This is a genomic window from Mycobacterium simiae (assembly GCF_010727605.1).
Lineage (GTDB): Bacteria > Actinomycetota > Actinomycetes > Mycobacteriales > Mycobacteriaceae > Mycobacterium > Mycobacterium simiae.
The window spans coordinates 4,323,189-4,338,160 of sequence record NZ_AP022568.1 but is presented as its reverse complement, the minus strand read 5'-3'; the positions used below and the strand labels follow the sequence as shown (position 1 = coordinate 4,338,160).

The 14,972-nt window shown below is 66.2% G+C and carries 15 protein-coding genes; 6 read left to right on the top strand and 9 right to left on the bottom strand.

Translation table 11 applies throughout. The features are described from left to right. The first annotated feature begins 97 nt into the window (after positions 1-97). Positions 98-1,564, top strand: a complete 1,467-nt coding sequence (locus G6N33_RS20350; RefSeq protein WP_044507181.1) for an aldehyde dehydrogenase — start codon at positions 98-100, stop codon at positions 1,562-1,564. Here G6N33_RS20350 and G6N33_RS20345 read toward each other — a convergent pair. The 6 genes from G6N33_RS20345 to G6N33_RS20320 form a co-directional block, all read right to left on the bottom strand. Beyond that, positions 1,559-2,089 (bottom strand): maleylpyruvate isomerase N-terminal domain-containing protein, encoded by a 531-nt coding sequence (locus G6N33_RS20345; RefSeq protein ID WP_044507183.1) that lies wholly within the window; start codon positions 2,087-2,089, stop codon positions 1,559-1,561. The two genes, G6N33_RS20350 and G6N33_RS20345, sit on opposite strands and share 6 nt — an antisense overlap. Next, a complete protein-coding gene (locus G6N33_RS20340) occupies positions 2,082-2,525 on the bottom strand; it encodes a MaoC/PaaZ C-terminal domain-containing protein (RefSeq protein WP_044507184.1) in 444 nt (147 codons plus the stop codon). Before G6N33_RS20340 ends, G6N33_RS20345 begins: the two co-directional genes overlap by 8 nt. Then, entirely contained in the window at positions 2,522-2,995 is a 474-nt protein-coding gene (locus G6N33_RS20335) for an FAS1-like dehydratase domain-containing protein (RefSeq protein ID WP_231382660.1), read from the bottom strand. The genes G6N33_RS20340 and G6N33_RS20335 overlap by 4 nt, the downstream gene beginning before the upstream one ends. A gap of 70 nt (positions 2,996-3,065) precedes the next feature. Then, positions 3,066-3,491: a nuclear transport factor 2 family protein gene (locus tag G6N33_RS20330; protein ID WP_044507189.1), complete on the bottom strand. Its 426-nt coding sequence runs from the start codon at positions 3,489-3,491 to the stop codon at positions 3,066-3,068. 61 nt (positions 3,492-3,552) lie between these two features. Beyond that, positions 3,553-5,130: an AMP-binding protein gene (locus G6N33_RS20325; protein ID WP_044507191.1), complete on the bottom strand. Its 1,578-nt coding sequence runs from the start codon at positions 5,128-5,130 to the stop codon at positions 3,553-3,555. After that, positions 5,130-6,239 (bottom strand): aromatic ring-hydroxylating oxygenase subunit alpha, encoded by a 1,110-nt coding sequence (locus G6N33_RS20320; protein WP_044507193.1) that lies wholly within the window; start codon positions 6,237-6,239, stop codon positions 5,130-5,132. The genes G6N33_RS20325 and G6N33_RS20320 overlap by 1 nt, the downstream gene beginning before the upstream one ends. Positions 6,240-6,341: 102 nt before the next feature. On the opposite strand from G6N33_RS20320, the gene G6N33_RS20315 reads away from it, so the two are divergent. Next, entirely contained in the window at positions 6,342-7,577 is a 1,236-nt protein-coding gene (locus G6N33_RS20315) for a cytochrome P450 (protein WP_044507195.1), read from the top strand. A gap of 1 nt (position 7,578) precedes the next feature. On the opposite strand, the gene G6N33_RS20310 is transcribed toward G6N33_RS20315, so the two are convergent. Together G6N33_RS20310 and G6N33_RS20305 are read right to left on the bottom strand one after the other, a co-directional pair. Continuing rightward, positions 7,579-7,770, bottom strand: coding sequence for a ferredoxin (locus G6N33_RS20310; protein ID WP_044507197.1), 192 nt, complete (start codon positions 7,768-7,770; stop codon positions 7,579-7,581). Positions 7,771-7,779: 9 nt separating this feature from the next. After that, positions 7,780-10,179 (bottom strand): CaiB/BaiF CoA-transferase family protein, encoded by a 2,400-nt coding sequence (locus tag G6N33_RS20305; RefSeq protein WP_044507198.1) that lies wholly within the window; start codon positions 10,177-10,179, stop codon positions 7,780-7,782. Positions 10,180-10,303: 124 nt separating this feature from the next. On the opposite strand from G6N33_RS20305, the gene G6N33_RS20300 reads away from it, so the two are divergent. Both G6N33_RS20300 and G6N33_RS20295 read left to right on the top strand, forming a co-directional pair. Continuing rightward, positions 10,304-11,137 (top strand): FadR/GntR family transcriptional regulator, encoded by an 834-nt coding sequence (locus G6N33_RS20300; protein WP_044507200.1) that lies wholly within the window; start codon positions 10,304-10,306, stop codon positions 11,135-11,137. 16 nt (positions 11,138-11,153) lie between these two features. Then, entirely contained in the window at positions 11,154-11,873 is a 720-nt protein-coding gene (locus G6N33_RS20295; protein ID WP_101528555.1) for an SDR family oxidoreductase, read from the top strand. Here the strand turns inward: G6N33_RS20295 and G6N33_RS20290 are convergent. Further along, positions 11,836-12,708 (bottom strand): LLM class flavin-dependent oxidoreductase, encoded by an 873-nt coding sequence (locus G6N33_RS20290; RefSeq protein WP_044507203.1) that lies wholly within the window; start codon positions 12,706-12,708, stop codon positions 11,836-11,838. The genes G6N33_RS20295 and G6N33_RS20290 overlap by 38 nt on opposite strands. A gap of 71 nt (positions 12,709-12,779) precedes the next feature. Between G6N33_RS20290 and G6N33_RS20285 the strand changes: the two genes are divergently transcribed. Then, entirely contained in the window at positions 12,780-13,844 is a 1,065-nt protein-coding gene (locus G6N33_RS20285) for an acyl-CoA dehydrogenase family protein (protein WP_044507205.1), read from the top strand. After that, a complete protein-coding gene (locus G6N33_RS20280; protein ID WP_044507207.1) occupies positions 13,841-14,971 on the top strand; it encodes an acyl-CoA dehydrogenase family protein in 1,131 nt (376 codons plus the stop codon). Before G6N33_RS20285 ends, G6N33_RS20280 begins: the two co-directional genes overlap by 4 nt. The last annotated feature ends 1 nt before the right edge of the window (position 14,972 follow it).

Genomic DNA, 14,972 nt, shown 5'->3' with positions numbered 1-14,972 from the left:
CGGCTTCCTTACCACGGCGCCATCATCCTTTTTTCACTATGTTAGCGTCAATAGCGTTACGGTCACGGCCTCATCTCCTCCGTAAGGAAGTGCCCCGATGCCAGACAATTCCGACCACCGGACCTACAACGAACTTTTCATCGGGGGGCAGTGGCGCAAACCCGCGAACCCGCAACAGCTGGCCGTGATCTCGCCGCATTCCGAGGAACCGATCGGCCACGTCCAGGTGGCCGGACGCGAGGATGTCGACGCCGCCGTCGCCGCCGCACGGCAGGCCTTCGACGACGGGCCATGGCCCCGCCTGGCCCATGCCGATCGGATGGCCAAAGTCGAACAGCTGGCCGAGATCTACGGCCGCCACCTCGACGAGATGGCCGACCTCATCACCGACGAAATGGGCTCACCCCTCAGTTTCAGCCGATTGGGTCAAGCGGCGGCCGCAGCGACGCTGATTCAGCTCCACCTGGCGGACGCCCGCAAGTTCCCGTGGACCGAACGCCGCCACGGTGTGCTGGGCGAAGTGCACCTGCGCAGGGCGCCGGTCGGCGTCGTCGGGGCGATCGTGCCGTGGAACGTTCCACAGTTCTTGATCATGCCCAAGCTGATCCCGGCGTTGATCGCCGGCTGCACGGTCATCATCAAACCGGCGCCCGAAACACCTTTGGACGCTTTGTGGTTGGCGGAGATGATCGAACAACTCGACCTGCCCGAAGGCGTGGTGTCGGTGCTGCCGGGCGGACCCGAGATCGGCGAGGCGCTGGTGCGCCACCCCGGCGTGGACAAGATCGCCTTCACCGGTTCCAGTGCGGTAGGGCGCCGCATCGCGGCTTTGTGCGGAGAACAGCTCAAACGAGTGAGCCTGGAACTGGGCGGCAAGTCCGCGGCGATCATTCTCGACGACGCGGACATTGCCAAGACCGTCGCCGGGCTGAAGTCCGCCGGGCTGATGAACAACGGTCAGGCGTGCGTGGCCCAGACCCGGATCCTGGTCAGCGACAAGCGACATGACGACGTCGTCGACGCGCTAGCAGCCATGATGTCGTCGCTCAATGTCGGCGACCCGGCGAACGAAACCACCGATGTCGGACCGCTGGTCGCACAACGACAGCAACGACGGGTTCAGGACTACATCAGGTCCGGCCAACGCGAGGGCGCCCGCATCGTGCTGGGCGGCGAGGACAGCCCGGCCGAACGCGGTTGGTACGTCCGGCCAACACTTTTCACCGACGCTACCAACGACATGCGCATCGCTCGGGAGGAGATTTTCGGCCCGGTCCTGACGGTGCTGCGCTACCGCGACGAGGCCGATGCCATTCGGATCGCCAACGACACCGACTACGGTCTGGCCGGATCGGTGTGGACCTCCGACATCGCCCACGGCCTCGAGGTCGCGGCAGGGGTTCGTACCGGCACCTATGGCATCAACATGTACACCCTGGACATCGGCGCCCCGTTCGGCGGCTTCAAGCAATCGGGCCTCGGACGCGAATTCGGCCCGGAAGGTCTCGAGGAGTACGTCGAGCTCCAGACGCTGGTGTGCAAGGGGCAACTGCCGCCGTTATAGGGCATTCGGCCAAAGCGGGTTGCGGCCAAGGCGTGCGAGGAGTTTGGCCTGCACGTCCAGTTCGTCGCTCACCGCAATCGGGGGGCCGAACATGCCGGACGCGATCAAGGCGTCATGCCCGGTCGTTGAGCCGGTGTAGAACAGTTCACACCAATCGCGGTTCAACCGGTCGTCGGCCCCGATAGCTCGTGCCAGGTCCCAAGTGTGCACCAATACATCTCGTGTCAGGTTCGGCATTAACCGGTGTGCCGCCAGCCCGACGACTTCGCCGGCCCCAAGGGCTCCGGTGAGGCTGTCATAGGTCAACCGCCACCGCACTTGTGGCTCGTCTCGAGGCCGTTGCGGCTTTAATCCCAAGGGCCGCAGCAGGAGTGCATCGTGGAAGCCGATCACGTGCTCTAGTACCCCGCGGGCATCCCAGCCATCGCACGGGCTGCGACGATCCCATTTGCCGTGCGCCGCGGCAACCGCCTCGCCGAAGCGTCGACACACTGCCAGATGCAGCGCGGCTACGCCGTCATCCACCGGGCAGCTGCAACGTGAGTTCGACCGGACAGCAGAGCGCGCCATGCTGGTTGATCACATGAATCTCGATGTCGACCAGGCAGCGCGGTGGATCGACGGAGGTGTCACGGCGCTTGGCCACCGCTCGGCCCCGGCCGATCATTGTGTCGCCGGCATAGATGGAGCTCGCGAGCCGCAGCGAGCGGCGCACCACCCGGCTGCGCGGTCCGGCCCAGTCGGTAGCGACCCGGTCGGCGAACCCGGCAAGATGCATCGTGTTGACGTAAATTGTTGGGTTGCCCTGCTCTTCAGCGTATTTCGGATCGAAATGACCGGGAAAATAGTCCCATGTCGCCCCGGCGTTCTCCACCACCCGCTGATAACTGATCTCGTCGATCACTTCCGGCAGGTCGACCGGGATGGTGATGTCGTTCCAACACAGGTCCGCAGCCGTCATTGCGGCGCTCCGGGGGTGAATCGGAACAACGTATTACGCGATCGGGCGACGATGGCCCCGTCCTGGCGGCGGTAGGTCTGTAGTGTCTCAATGAAATGGCCGACACCCAGCCGCGTTTGCTTTTCCGGTGACACCGAGACCAATTCCTCGACGACGTTAAGCACGTCGCCTTCGATGATGGGTTCCAAGAACTCCACGTCGTTGGCGGCGTTGATGAATGTGGTGCCCGGCAATGGCACTCGCAGGATCAGCGACGGGGCAGGCGGCCGACCGCCGGGAGCCCACGGCGGCGGTATCAGCCATCCCATCAACAGCGCCGGCGGCGCCAGCAGGCCGCCCCACTGCCGGCGCGCGAACTCCGCGTCCCAGTAGGAGCGATTGCCGTCGTGAATCATCGAGGCGAACAGCTGGATCCGCGCACCGCTGACCGGCGTTGCCGCCGCGCGCGGTTCGCTGGCCACGCCGACCATCCGCAGCGCGTCTTCGTACGTGCCGAAGGCTAATTGATAGCTGACGTCGGGATCCACGTATCGGTGTCGCTCACATGACGAGTGGGTGCCGGCTGGGCACCGCATCCCAGGTGAGATTGCGGGAGGCGAAGTACCAGCCGCCCCGCTCATAGACCAGTTCGTCGCGGTAGGTACCAGTTGCTCGCAGCGACACATCGCCGTATGACGAGGCGAAAAGCACTGCGACACAGCGCTGTACCGCGTTGACGCCGTCGATGGCGATCTCGTGGTCGACGGTCACCAGGCGTTGCCCGTCGCCGCCGTCGAAACCCAACCGGAGATCGGTGAACTCTTCGCCGTCCCGGACGAAGTTGGCGCCGGAATGGCGGAAAGTGGCAATCCAGCGGTCCCGGTCACCGTCGGAGTAAGCGCGATTGTGCCGAGCGTTCAGATTCAGGATCGCGTCGCGGCCGGTCGCGGCGTTGAGGAACTGTTCTTGTTGGTAGGTCAGTGTCATCTCTTGCTCGCCAGCCTCTCCCGAGATGAAAACCAAATGAACGACGAAACTTCAAACTAACCTATCTCCTGACCGAGTAGCCATGAGTTTCCCGATCCCAGACTTCATCAGTTAACCCCTTGGCCCGCAACAAGTCTTTACGTACCCGTCCGAGAATATTCTTCGGAAGTTCGTTGACCCTCTCGACGTATCGGGGCACGCAGAAATACGGCATGCGGGCGGCGCAGAAATCCAGCAACTCGATGCAATCCAGGGCCGCGCCCGGGCGTGCCGCGACAACCAGCAGAATATCGTCTTCGCCGAGCTCGCTGGGCACTCCGATCGCGGCGGCCTCGGCAACGGCGGGGTGGCCCAGCACGGTGCGTTCTACCTCGACCGAGGAGACGTTCTCCCCGCGCCGGCGCAACGAATCCTTGATTCGGTCCAGATAGGTCAGGTTTTGGTCGGCGTCGAGACGGCCGAGATCACGGGTGCGAAACCATTCCGGGTGCGGCTGCACGCGCCCGTCCTCACCCACATACCCCTCGCTCATCACCTGAGGGTGCCTGGGTCGGCAGGCGATCTCGCCCACCCGGCCTGCGGGCAACGGATTGCCGTCGTCGTCGACGATGCGCACGTCGAAGTTGGGATTCGGTCGTCCCGATGCCCCGGGAACGCCGTTGTCGGAAACGCCCTGCACCGCAATCGGGAACGCCTCCGTCATGCCATACATCGTGACGATGCGACAGCCGTAGCGCTTTTCGATGACGGGATAGGAGCTCGCGTCGATCGGTGCGGCGGAGATGAATCGCAGCGGCAATTGCGCATCCCGCGGGTCGGGGGGCAGGTTCTGCAGCATCGACACCATCGCGCCGGCGCCAGCGAACCCGACGGCCCCGTGGGCGCGGACGTCGTCCCACACCGCGCCGGGACGAAAAGACTGCGCCAGCACCGTGGTTGTGCCGAGCAGCATCGGGACCAGCACGCTGGGGGCCGCGCTGAGGTGGAACAGCGGCATCGCCGTCCATAGCGCCTCGCCGGGCCGCAGCTGCCACGCCGCAGCGACCGTCGCGGCCACCGAGAACAGGTAATTCCAGGTTGTTGCAACGGCTTTCGAGGGACCGGTGGTGCCCGAGGTGTAGAACAGCGCGCCCACCTCGTCGGGGGCGGGGTCGTCGGCCTCGGGCCGGCCGGCGTCGCGCTCGAGGGCGTCGCGCTCGAGGGCCTCGCGCAACGAATCGTCGCGCACCACGATCTGGGTCGCGGAGTCGAGCCGCGCCGCGACCTCGACCACGCGGGTCAGCAGTCCGGTGTCGGTCACGATGACCTTGGGACGGGCGAGCCGCAACGTGTGCAGCAGGAAGTCTCCCTTGTTGGCGGCATTGACCGCCGCGCTGACGGCGCCAATGCGGGCCGCGCCCAGCCAGAAGTAAACCCATTCCGGACAGGTGGCGGTGAACAGTGCCACGCCGTCACCGCGCCCCACCCCCATCGACGCGAGCATGTACGCCGCCGCGCAGCTGCGCTGGCGCATCTGCTCGAAGGTCACGTCGATTCCGCCGATCGACATCATCACCCGGTCCGGATGTTGAGCCGCCCGCTGGTCCAGGACGGCCGGAACGGTGAATCGATCGACGCCGAAGGCGGCGGGCCCCGGCATCAGGCTTTCGCGGCGGCGGGGTCGGGCGCACCGTCGGAGGTGTATCCGAAGTCGTTCGCGGACGGCTCGGCGCCGGGGTAGAAGCGATGCGCCCACCGCCGCAGCGACGCGTAGTCGTGCGCCTCTTCGGGCGCCAGGTTCGGCTTCTCCAGGTACTTCATGTTTTCCCAAGTGAAGAAGTCCTGCTTGATGACCTCTTGCTGCAGCGCCAAAAATCGGGCGGCGCGGCCGGTCGGCACGTCGCCGGTATCCCCGGGCTCGCGAACGGAGGCCTGGGTATAGAAGTAGTCGGTGTAGTCCTCGTCGACCGGTGTCTGCCCGGTGACCTGCACGGTGGCCACCAGTTCGCTGGGAAAGCGAACCACCCCCAGGCCCAGCGAATAGTTGTCGTAGATGATCTTGGCGTCCACCGGCCCGTTCGGCGTCAACCACGTCTTGGCCCGGCCGCCGCCGAAATGCGCGTTGACGGTGGCGTGCAGGTGGTAACCGGACACCTCGAACGATGCCGTGGTGGCCGGATTGGCGGCCTTGTGTACGTATTGCACGTGGTATGGGTCCGCGGCGTTTTCGATGATCATCTGTGGGTGCACCTTGACCCGGTTGAGCATCTGGGTGTGCGGGTGCAGCGGGTAGTACTCATCGGTCTCCAGCTCGGGCAGCACCGGCGGCTGCCAGTACGGTGCGCGGCCGTGCCGCTCATGCCAGACCAATATGAAGCCATACCACTCGGTGGTCGGGTAGCTGCGGATGCGAACGTTGTTCTTGCAACCGATCTTGCTGTACGGAATCAACGCGTTGCTGCCGTCGCCGCGCCACCGCCAGCCGTGCCAGGGGCAGACGATGTTCTCCTCTTCGACCGTGCCGCCGACGCCCAGGTTGGCCCCGAGGTGCTGGCAGTATGCGTCCAACACGCTGGCCTTGCCCGACGCTGTGCGGAACAGCACCAGCTCTTCACCGAAGTAGTGCAGGCGCTTGACGTCGCCGGGCTGCACGTCGCCCGCGAAGGCGACGATGAACCACCCGGTCGGGAACCGATAGGTGGACAGCGCAATGCCGGACGGTCCGAACTCGCGTTCCGACGGGTCCGACTCCGAGAGCGTGTTCGCCACGAGAACTCCATTTCTCACGCGGCCGACTAGGGTCTATTTTTACTATTTTAAGCATTGAACGTCAATGAGGCGCCGCGTGGCGCCGGGACAGTGGGGTTATGCATGACCGCAGCTGCAGTGGATCTCTCCGATTTCGCCCTGTGGCGGAACGGTTTTCCCGACGACGTGTTCGCCGAATTGCGGTCGGCCAGGCCGCTTTTCCGGCATGAGCTGACCCCCGGGGTGGCCGAGACAGTGCACCGGGATTTCTGGGTGGCGACCAAACACCGGCACGCCGTACGGCTGCACCGCGACACCGAGTCGTTCACCGCGGCCGACGGCCCCCTCATCGGGCCGGTCGCCATGTTCTCGGCGTCCCCGACGATCATCACGTTGGACCCGCCGGAGCTCAACAAGCGCCGCAAGTTGATCTCGAACGCCTTCAATCCGCGGGCGATCGCCAAGCTGGAAGACGGCATCCGGGCGCGGGCGGCCCGAATGATCGACGACCTGCTGGCCCGGGGTGGCGGTGACTGGATCAACGACGTCGCCGACGCGTTGCCGATGACGGTCATCGGCGACATCATCGGCATCCCGGACCAGGACCGGCCGCGAATATTCGACATCTTCGACCGCATCCTGAAGGCGGCGCCCGAGTCGCGCCCGGGCGACCGAGTGGAGCTCGACTTGTTTGCCTCGGTTTTCGGCTACGCGATGGAGCTCACCGCCGAGAAGCGGCGCAATCCCACCGATGACATCTGGAGCACTCTGGCCACCGCGGAGATCACCGGCGACGACGGCCAGCAGTTCCGGCTGCCCGCCAATGAACTCGAGTTCTTTTTCTTCGTATTGGCCTTCGCCGGCAGCGACACCACCAAGAACGCGTTGGCGATCGGGCTGCAGGCATTTGTCGCCAATCCCGAACAGATGCAACGGTATCGCGAGCAGGAAGCGCTGCGGCCCAGCGCGGTCGAAGAGGTATTGCGGTGGGCATCGCCGGTCGCGTACTGGACGCGCACCGCCAAGGTTGACGTACAGATGGACGGCCAGCACATCAAACCCGGCGAGCGGGTGGTGTCGATGCTGCGTTCGGCCAACCGCGATGAGGAGGTCTTTGACTCGCCGTTCACCTTTGACATTGGGCGACAACCCAATCCGCACGTCGCCTTCGGCGGCGGCGGGCCACACCACTGCTTGGGCGCGATGCTGGCCCGCGCGGAATTGCGCGCAGTGCTGGACGAGTTGTTGTTGCGCTGCGACCGCATCGAGATCGGGCCCGCCAAGGTGTCACATCCGAACCTGACCACCAACATGTCGATTTACGACGAAATGGCGATCTCGGTGACGCAGCGCCGCTGACTCAGTCCTGCAACCGCAATGCGGCCTTCGGACACTGATCCACCGCGGCTCGAACGTCGATCTCCAGGCGTGGCGGTACCGGTCCGTCCGCGATCTGCACGACGTCCTCATCGCCCAGCTCGAACACCTCCGGGGCCAGCGATTCACAAAACCCGTTGGCCTCACACAGGGTTTCGTCGACGATGACACGCATGGCTGCCTCCTATAGGCCTTTGGGACGGGTTCCGATCACCCCGCTGGCGGCGAGGGCCGAAAGTTCTTCGTCGGTCACTGCACACCGCTCGCGCAGCACTTCTGCATTGTGCTGACCCAGCAGCGGCGGTGGCCGTAATAACCACCGATCTTGCCCGGACAACGGGGCGAACGGCGGGCACGGATACAGGGCCGACCCGACGCTCGAATGCTGCATCTCTTCGAAGAACCCCCGCGCGCGCAGCTGAGGATTTTCGGTCACCAGCGAGGGCGAGACGACGGGCGCGGCGGGAACACCGGCGGCGGCCAGCCGCTCCACCGTCGATGCCAGGGGCTGCGCGGCAAACCACTGCTGCAGTCGCGCGTCGATGTCGTCGGCGCGGGCGCGCCGGCCTTCGAAGGTGGCCAAGTCCTCGGCACACCACGCGGGCCGTTGCATCACCTCGACCAGGGCGCGCCACTGGTCGTCGTCACGCACCGTGACCGCGATCCAATCATCGGTCGCTGGTGCGCCGGCACACCGGTACAGGTTTTGCAGCACCCCACCGTGGCCTCGATTGCCGCGGCGGCTCAACGTCTTCCCGAACACCTCGGCCTCGATGGCCTGAATTGCAGTGGCATTCAACACCGTTTCCAGCATCGGCAGCTCGACCTGCTGACCCGTCCCGGTGCGTTCGGCAAAGCTCAGCGCGGCCAGCACGGCGAAAGCAGCGTGCACGCCGGCCAGCGGGTCGCAGGCACCGCGCGGCGTCACCGGCGGTGCGTCTGCAACTCCGGTCACCCAGGCCAGGCCGGCAAGCTGCTCCATGGTGGGAGCAAAACCGACTCGTTCGCGCCACGGGCCGTCCAATCCGAACGCGGGCATCCGCGCGACCACCAATTTGGGGTTGAGTTCGAGCAGCACGTCCGCCGTCAGGCCGAACTGCTCCATCACTCGCGGCGAGAAGTTCTCGATCACCACGTCGGCACCGGCCACCAATCGCGTGAACAACCGGCGGCCTTCGTCGGAGCCCAAATCCAAAGTGATCGACCGTTTGTTGGTGTTCATGGCGTGGAATACCCAGCCGTACTCCCACCAGTCGTCCACGTCCTTGCGCATCCCGCCCGAATAGCGGATGCCGTCGGGCCGCTGGATCGACTCCACCTTGATGACGTCGGCGCCGAATGCCGCCAGCAGGTGGGTCGCCGCCGGTCCGGCCCAAAAGGCGGTCAGGTCGACGATCCGCAGGCCGGCCAACGGACGCGCTCGGGGCGCCCGAGACTCTGTGGTTTCAGTTGCGCACCAGGCGGGTTCGTCATTGTCCACGCCGGGAGCGGCGGTGCCGCCGATCGGCGCGGGGGCGCATACCGACATCAGCCACGGCGCGCGGGGCTGATGAAAGCCGGCCGGGTTCGGTAGGAAGACTCCGCGTTGGACGGCGTACTCCGTCGCACGGATCGTGGCGCCGTTGCCCAGCGCGGCGATCGGCAGCCGGAATAGCTGGCCGAGCTCGACGATCTCCGCGACGGTCCGCTGCGCCAGCCACGGTCGGATGTGCTCGCGGATCAGATCGCGGTAGGCCCAACGCCCGATCTGAAAACGTAGTTGCTCAATCTCTTCCAGTTCCGGGCACTCGACCATCGCCAGGAAATCGAGCCATTGCTGCCCGGTGACCATGGTGATCCCCACGTAGCCGTCCTTGGCCGGCTCGATCGACGGGACCTCGGTGGTGCGGCTGACCGGGGGTACCCCCAACAACTGCGAATGTAGCCATTCGCTGCTCTGCATCAACGTCAGCGCCTCGAGCATCGACAGGTCGAGATGCTCGCCAGCACCGCCGTTCTCGACGCGTCGGCGAATGGCCAGCGCGGCGAATGCGGCGAATGCGCCGCCCATGTACTCCCCCAGGTCACCGCCGATCGCGATCGGGGGTCCGGCGGGATCACCGCGGAAGCCGGGCGAGCCCGCCCAGGCCTGCAGGGTGAATTCGCTCGCGGCACGGTCGGCATGGGGTCCGGTCCAGCCGAAATCGGAGATGGTGACGACGATCGTCCGCGGCGCGTCGGCCAGCAGCTGCACCGGATCGATGCCCAGCTCGGCGGCACCCGCCGGACCGGCGGTGACAATGATCACCTCGGCACCGGCCAGCTCGGCACGAAATCGCGCCGAACCGGGCGCGAAGGTCATGCTGCGCTTGCCGGCGTTGAGGTAGCTGTAAAACGGGGACGTCACTCCGTCAGCCACCGGGGAACAGGTCGCGGTGTACCGCCGCAACCAATCTCCTTGCGGTGGCTCGATTTTGCGGACCTGTGCTCCGGCATCAGTCAGCAACTTGCCGGCATAGCTGCCGGCGATCCGATTGCTGATCTCGACGACGCGCAATTCGCACAGCGGCGTGGCACGGTCATCGGATCCTTGGGTCAACTGCATCCGCCCCTTCCGACCGACGCGCGATCAGAGATGCTATTTATATCATCACTGCTAAAATAGCTAGGCCAGTTGAGTGCGCGGGCCCGGATCGCGTCGCTCTTCCCGCTGCTCCTGCGAGGATTGGATGACCGCCCTGGGAATTGGTCCCGACGCCCGCCGCCGTTTGTCGGCGCCGAGGATCGCCGAAATCGTAGCCGACGAACTACGCCGCCAGATCATCGACGGCGAACTCGCCGATGGCGACCTGCTGCCGCGCCAGGAAGTGCTGGTCGAACAGTTCAATGTCAGCCTGGTCTCGCTGCGTGAAGCGCTGCGCATCCTGGAGACCGAGGGGCTGGTTTCGGTGCGGCGGGGTAACCGCGGCGGCGCCGTCGTGCATGCGCCGGCGAAGACCAGCGCGGCCTACATGCTCGGCCTGCTACTGCAAAGCGAATCCGTCGAGGTCGCCGACCTGGGGATGGCGCTGCAGGAACTCGAGCCCGCCTGCGCGGCGCTGGCAGCGCAACGCCCTGACCGAGCGGATACCCTGGTGCCCGAACTCAAGCAGGTCAACGAGGCCATGGCCGAACATCTTGACGACGGCCGGTTGTTCACCGAGATCGGTCGCCAGTTCCACGATCTCATCGTCCAGGGTTGCGGCAACCACACCATCATCGCGGTGGTCGGCAGCCTGGAGACGTTGTGGACCAGCCATGAACGCCAATGGGCCGACGAGAGCGCGGCGCGGGGCACCTATCCTTCGCTCACCCAACGGCGGGCGGTACTCAACACTCATATCAAGCTCACTGAGATGATCGCCGAGGGGGACGTCGATCGCGCCCGCCGCATTGCGGGCCGTCATCTGGCCGACACCCAAACCTATGTCTTGTCCGGCCATCCCCAGCAACGGATCTATGCGCTGTCGCCCCAATCTCTTTCACGTGCGGGAACACGCCCCCCGGGCATCCGGCAGTCCTGAGGAACTTACGCACGCCATGCGAACCGCGTTGGTCACCGGGGGCAGCGGCGGCATTGGCAAAGGGTGCGGCCGCACGCTGGTCGAGCGGGGCTACAACGTCGTGCTGGCGGCACGGCGTGAGGCGCCGCTGCGCGCGGCGGCCGCGGAGATCGGGGCCGCTCATCTGGTGGCCGACGCGTCGGATCCGGATGGATTTGCCGCTGCGATAAGCCCTTTGGAGACCATCGACCTGGTCGTCCACGCCGCCGGTGCGCTGGGCGGAACCTATGCGCGCAAGCAGACTTTTGCCCAGTGGCAGACCATTATCTCGGCCAACCTGGATTCCTGCTTCGTGGTGACCGCAGCCGCGCTGCCCCGGATGCGCGCCGGCTCGCGCCTGGTGTTCATCTCGTCGTCGGCGGCGCACGAACCGATGCCTGCCCGCACGGCCTATTCGGCGTCGAAGGCCGGCATGAACGCCTTCGCGCGGGCCTTGGCGCTCGAGGTCGATCGGGATGGCATCGCCGTCCACATCGTCACGCCGGGTCCGGTGGAAACCGAGATGTTGCACGATGTCCCATTCGAGATGTACGCGATCCAGGTGTCCGACGGCGCCGAGACGGTCGCGTGGCTGGACACCGTCGATCCATCCGTCGACCTGCCGGAAGTCCGACTCTCCGCGGTGCAGCGGGGACCCTACGCCCGGCCGCCGGTGGTTCCTACCGAGGCGCGTCGACGGCGCCAGAGAACGCTTTGATCACCGTTTCGCCAAACTCGTGCAGGGAGTCCGCGGGCGCGAAGTCGGCGAACCAGACGTAGAACCGCTCGACCCGCTGATCCGCCAGCCGCGCGAAGTGTTTCCTCAGCTCGTCGGCATCGCCGCACACTAGCCCCGACCCCAAGGCGCCGAATCGGCGGGTGCTGACCTCGCGCACCGCGTCGGGGTCGGCGCCGGAACGCACGAAACCGATCATCTGTTGCACCGAGATTCGGGCGCCGCCCGCCGCCGGGGCCAGCCGGGGCAACCGGTCGAGCAGGTCGGCCTGTAGGTTCCACCAATCCGCATGCCGGCGAACAAGTTCCATCATCCGCGGTCCACTGCCGCCGAGAACCAGCGGTATCGGGTGGGTGCGCTTGGGCAATTGCACGACGCCGTCGGTGCGGGTTCGGTCGCCCCAGTATTGCTTGATCAACTCCAGGTGCCGGCCGAGCTGCTGGACGCGAGTCACGGCATCCTGGGGCCCAACCTCGAACCGGGTGAACTCGGCGGGCCAGGACCCCGAACCCAGCCCCAGATCGAACCGACCGCCCGAGGCGTCCGACAACGTGACGGCCTGTTTGGCGAGCACGGCGGGATGCCGAAAGGCGTCGCACAGCACGAGGTGGCCGATCCGCAGTCGCTCCGTGTTGGCCGCCACCCAGGTGGCGACGGACATTGCCTCCCAAATGCTTTCGCCAGGCAGCCCGGGAGCCTCGAGGTGGTCGATGAACGCGATCCCGTCGAAGCCACTGGCCTCGGCATGGCGGGCCCGATCCGTGATGTCGCCGACCGATAACCGCACCTGCGGCAGGAAGAGATACCACTCGACCATCCGCCCACCTAATGCTCGTCCCGATTGCCACAGCCCGGCTAGTTTACTATCTTTATTATGTTAGGAGTCTTATGGATGTCGGGTTGACTTCCGATCAGCTCTCGCTGCGCGACAGCGTGCGCGACATCCTGCGCACCGAAAGCCCCCCTGACGCGGCGCGGCAGGCACTGACGGATCCGCATTGCTGGCGCGCATTGTGGAAGACGGTAGTCGACCTCGGCTGGACCGAATTGGCCGCACCCGGCGCACGCGACTACGGACCCGTCGAGCTGGTCGTGGTGCTCGAGGAATGCGGTGCCGCACTGGCCCCCATACCGTTGCTCAGCAGCGTCGGACTGGCGGCGGGCACGTTGCGTACGGCCGGGCTGGATTCGGTACTCACCGACATCGCCGACGGCGCCGTCGCGACGCTGGCTGTGCAGGCCAAGGGATCTCGGCTCGCCGCGGCGCCGCTGACGTTGCGGCACGGGCGGGTGCGCGGCCGAGCGGTCGCGGTGCCCAACGTGTCCCGGGCAGAGCTGATCGTCGCGCTGGCCAAGTCCATCGACGGATACGTCGCGGTCGTCGTGCGTGCTGGTCACGGCGTGACCGTCATTCCCGGCGAGTCCACCGACCCGGCTCAACCGGTGGCCGATGTCGAGATCGACGCCGCACCCTTGGCTTCCGCCGCCGTCAACCTCGAATCGGCGCTGACGGCACCGTTGGTGGCGGCGGCCGCGGACCTGGTCGGCGTGGCCAGCGCCGCACTGCAGCGCTCGGTCGAACACGCGAAGACGCGCCGCCAGTTCGGCACGCCGATCGGGGCGTTTCAAGCAGTCAAGCACGCGCTCGCGGACAACTACGTGGCCGTCGAGCGCGCCCGCAGCCTCACCTACGCCGCAGCCGCCCGTCTCACCGATCCGGACACCCCGCCCGGCGACGGCTGGATCGCGGCGGCACTGGCCAAGGCGGCGGCCGGTGACGCGGCCGTCGGGTGTGCCCGCACCGCCGTCCAGGTGCACGGTGCGCTCGGGCAGACTTGGGAGCACGACGCTCACCTCTACACCCGTCACGCCTGGCAGGGGTCGGCGCTGTTGGGCGACAGTCGCGCGCTGTATCACGAGGTCGGCTGTCGGTTCGCCGGAGGCGCCGCATGACCAGCACCGCGCCGCGTTCGGGGCCGGTCGCCGAGTTCGCCGATTGGCTGACCGCGTTTCTGCCGCACGATTATTACGAGAATTACCGGCGCTACCGATGGGACATCCCATTGCGTCGCGACTATCAACGGGCGGCCTTCGAAGGCGGCTGGCTACAGCCGACCTGGCCGCGCGAACACGGCGGGCGATCGCTGGGCCTGCGCGATGCAATGGAGATACGCATCGAGGGGGCGGTGCGGTCGGCTCCCAAGCTGCCTAACATTCAGGGTCCCGGGGTCGCGGCACCCGGCATCCGCCAGTTCGGCACACCCGCTCAGGTGGAGCGGCTGCTGGTGCCCGTGCTGCGCGGCGACGAATGGTGGGCGCTGGGCATGTCCGAGCCCGAAGCCGGATCGGATTTCGCCGGCCTGCGCACCCGCGCCGAGCGACACGGCGACATTTACCGCGTCAACGGCCACAAGATCTGGACCACGCACGCCCACCAGTCACGCTGGTGCACGCTGTACGCACGCACCGATCCGGATGCGCCGAAACATCGCGGTATCTCGTGCCTGATTCTCGATCTGCACTCCCCGGGCGTGCGCATCGAACCTATTCGGATGTCGTCGATCTCGGACGAGACGTTCTGTGAGGTCTTCCTCGACGACGTCGAGATCCCGGTGCAGAACCTGCTCGGCCCGGAAAACGGCGGCTGGACCGTCGCACTGGCATCGCTGCAGCACGAACGTCAGATGATCTGGATCATGAACTGGGTCGAGATCAAGCGCGGACTCGATGCGGTACGTGAGGCCGATCGTGGGCCCGCCGCGGCGGGCCAGGACCTGTGCGTCGAGCTCGGATCGCTGCTCGCCGATGCAGAGGCCTTGCGTGCCACCGGGTATCGCGCGCTCGACAACGAACTGGCCGGCCGGCCCAGTCCCGAAGCCGACGTCATGAAGCTGCTCGGTTCGGTTACGCTGCAACGTGTTTGGGAGTTAGCGGCCGCCGCGCAAGGTCCCCAGTCGACCATCGACGCGGACTTGCTGTTCGAACGTCAGGACGCACTTGCCGCCACCATCTACGGCGGAACGTCGGAGGTGCAGCGCAACATCATCGCCGAGCGACTGCTCGGGCTGCCGAAGGGATGAC

Bases quoted from the DNA above. Each gene is read 5' to 3' on its own strand.
- G6N33_RS20310 (WP_044507197.1), bottom strand. From the start codon at position 7,770: ATGCGTGTCATCGTCGACGAAACCCTGTGTGAGGCCAACGGGTTTTGT.
- G6N33_RS20340 (WP_044507184.1), bottom strand. From the start codon at position 2,525: ATGACGGCTGCGGACCTGTGTTGGAACGACATCACCATCCCGGTCGAC.
- G6N33_RS20335 (WP_231382660.1), bottom strand. From the start codon at position 2,995: ATGGTCGGCGTGGCCAGCGAACCGCGCGCGGCGGCAACGCCGGTCAGC.
- G6N33_RS20305 (WP_044507198.1), bottom strand. From the start codon at position 10,179: ATGCAGTTGACCCAAGGATCCGATGACCGTGCCACGCCGCTGTGCGAA.
- G6N33_RS20350 (WP_044507181.1), top strand. From the start codon at position 98: ATGCCAGACAATTCCGACCACCGGACCTACAACGAACTTTTCATCGGG.
- G6N33_RS20330 (WP_044507189.1), bottom strand. From the start codon at position 3,491: ATGACACTGACCTACCAACAAGAACAGTTCCTCAACGCCGCGACCGGC.
- G6N33_RS20300 (WP_044507200.1), top strand. From the start codon at position 10,304: ATGACCGCCCTGGGAATTGGTCCCGACGCCCGCCGCCGTTTGTCGGCG.
- G6N33_RS20315 (WP_044507195.1), top strand. From the start codon at position 6,342: ATGACCGCAGCTGCAGTGGATCTCTCCGATTTCGCCCTGTGGCGGAAC.
- G6N33_RS20325 (WP_044507191.1), bottom strand. From the start codon at position 5,130: ATGCCGGGGCCCGCCGCCTTCGGCGTCGATCGATTCACCGTTCCGGCC.
- G6N33_RS20280 (WP_044507207.1), top strand. From the start codon at position 13,841: ATGACCAGCACCGCGCCGCGTTCGGGGCCGGTCGCCGAGTTCGCCGAT.
- G6N33_RS20295 (WP_101528555.1), top strand. From the start codon at position 11,154: ATGCGAACCGCGTTGGTCACCGGGGGCAGCGGCGGCATTGGCAAAGGG.
- G6N33_RS20290 (WP_044507203.1), bottom strand. From the start codon at position 12,708: ATGGTCGAGTGGTATCTCTTCCTGCCGCAGGTGCGGTTATCGGTCGGC.
- G6N33_RS20285 (WP_044507205.1), top strand. From the start codon at position 12,780: ATGGATGTCGGGTTGACTTCCGATCAGCTCTCGCTGCGCGACAGCGTG.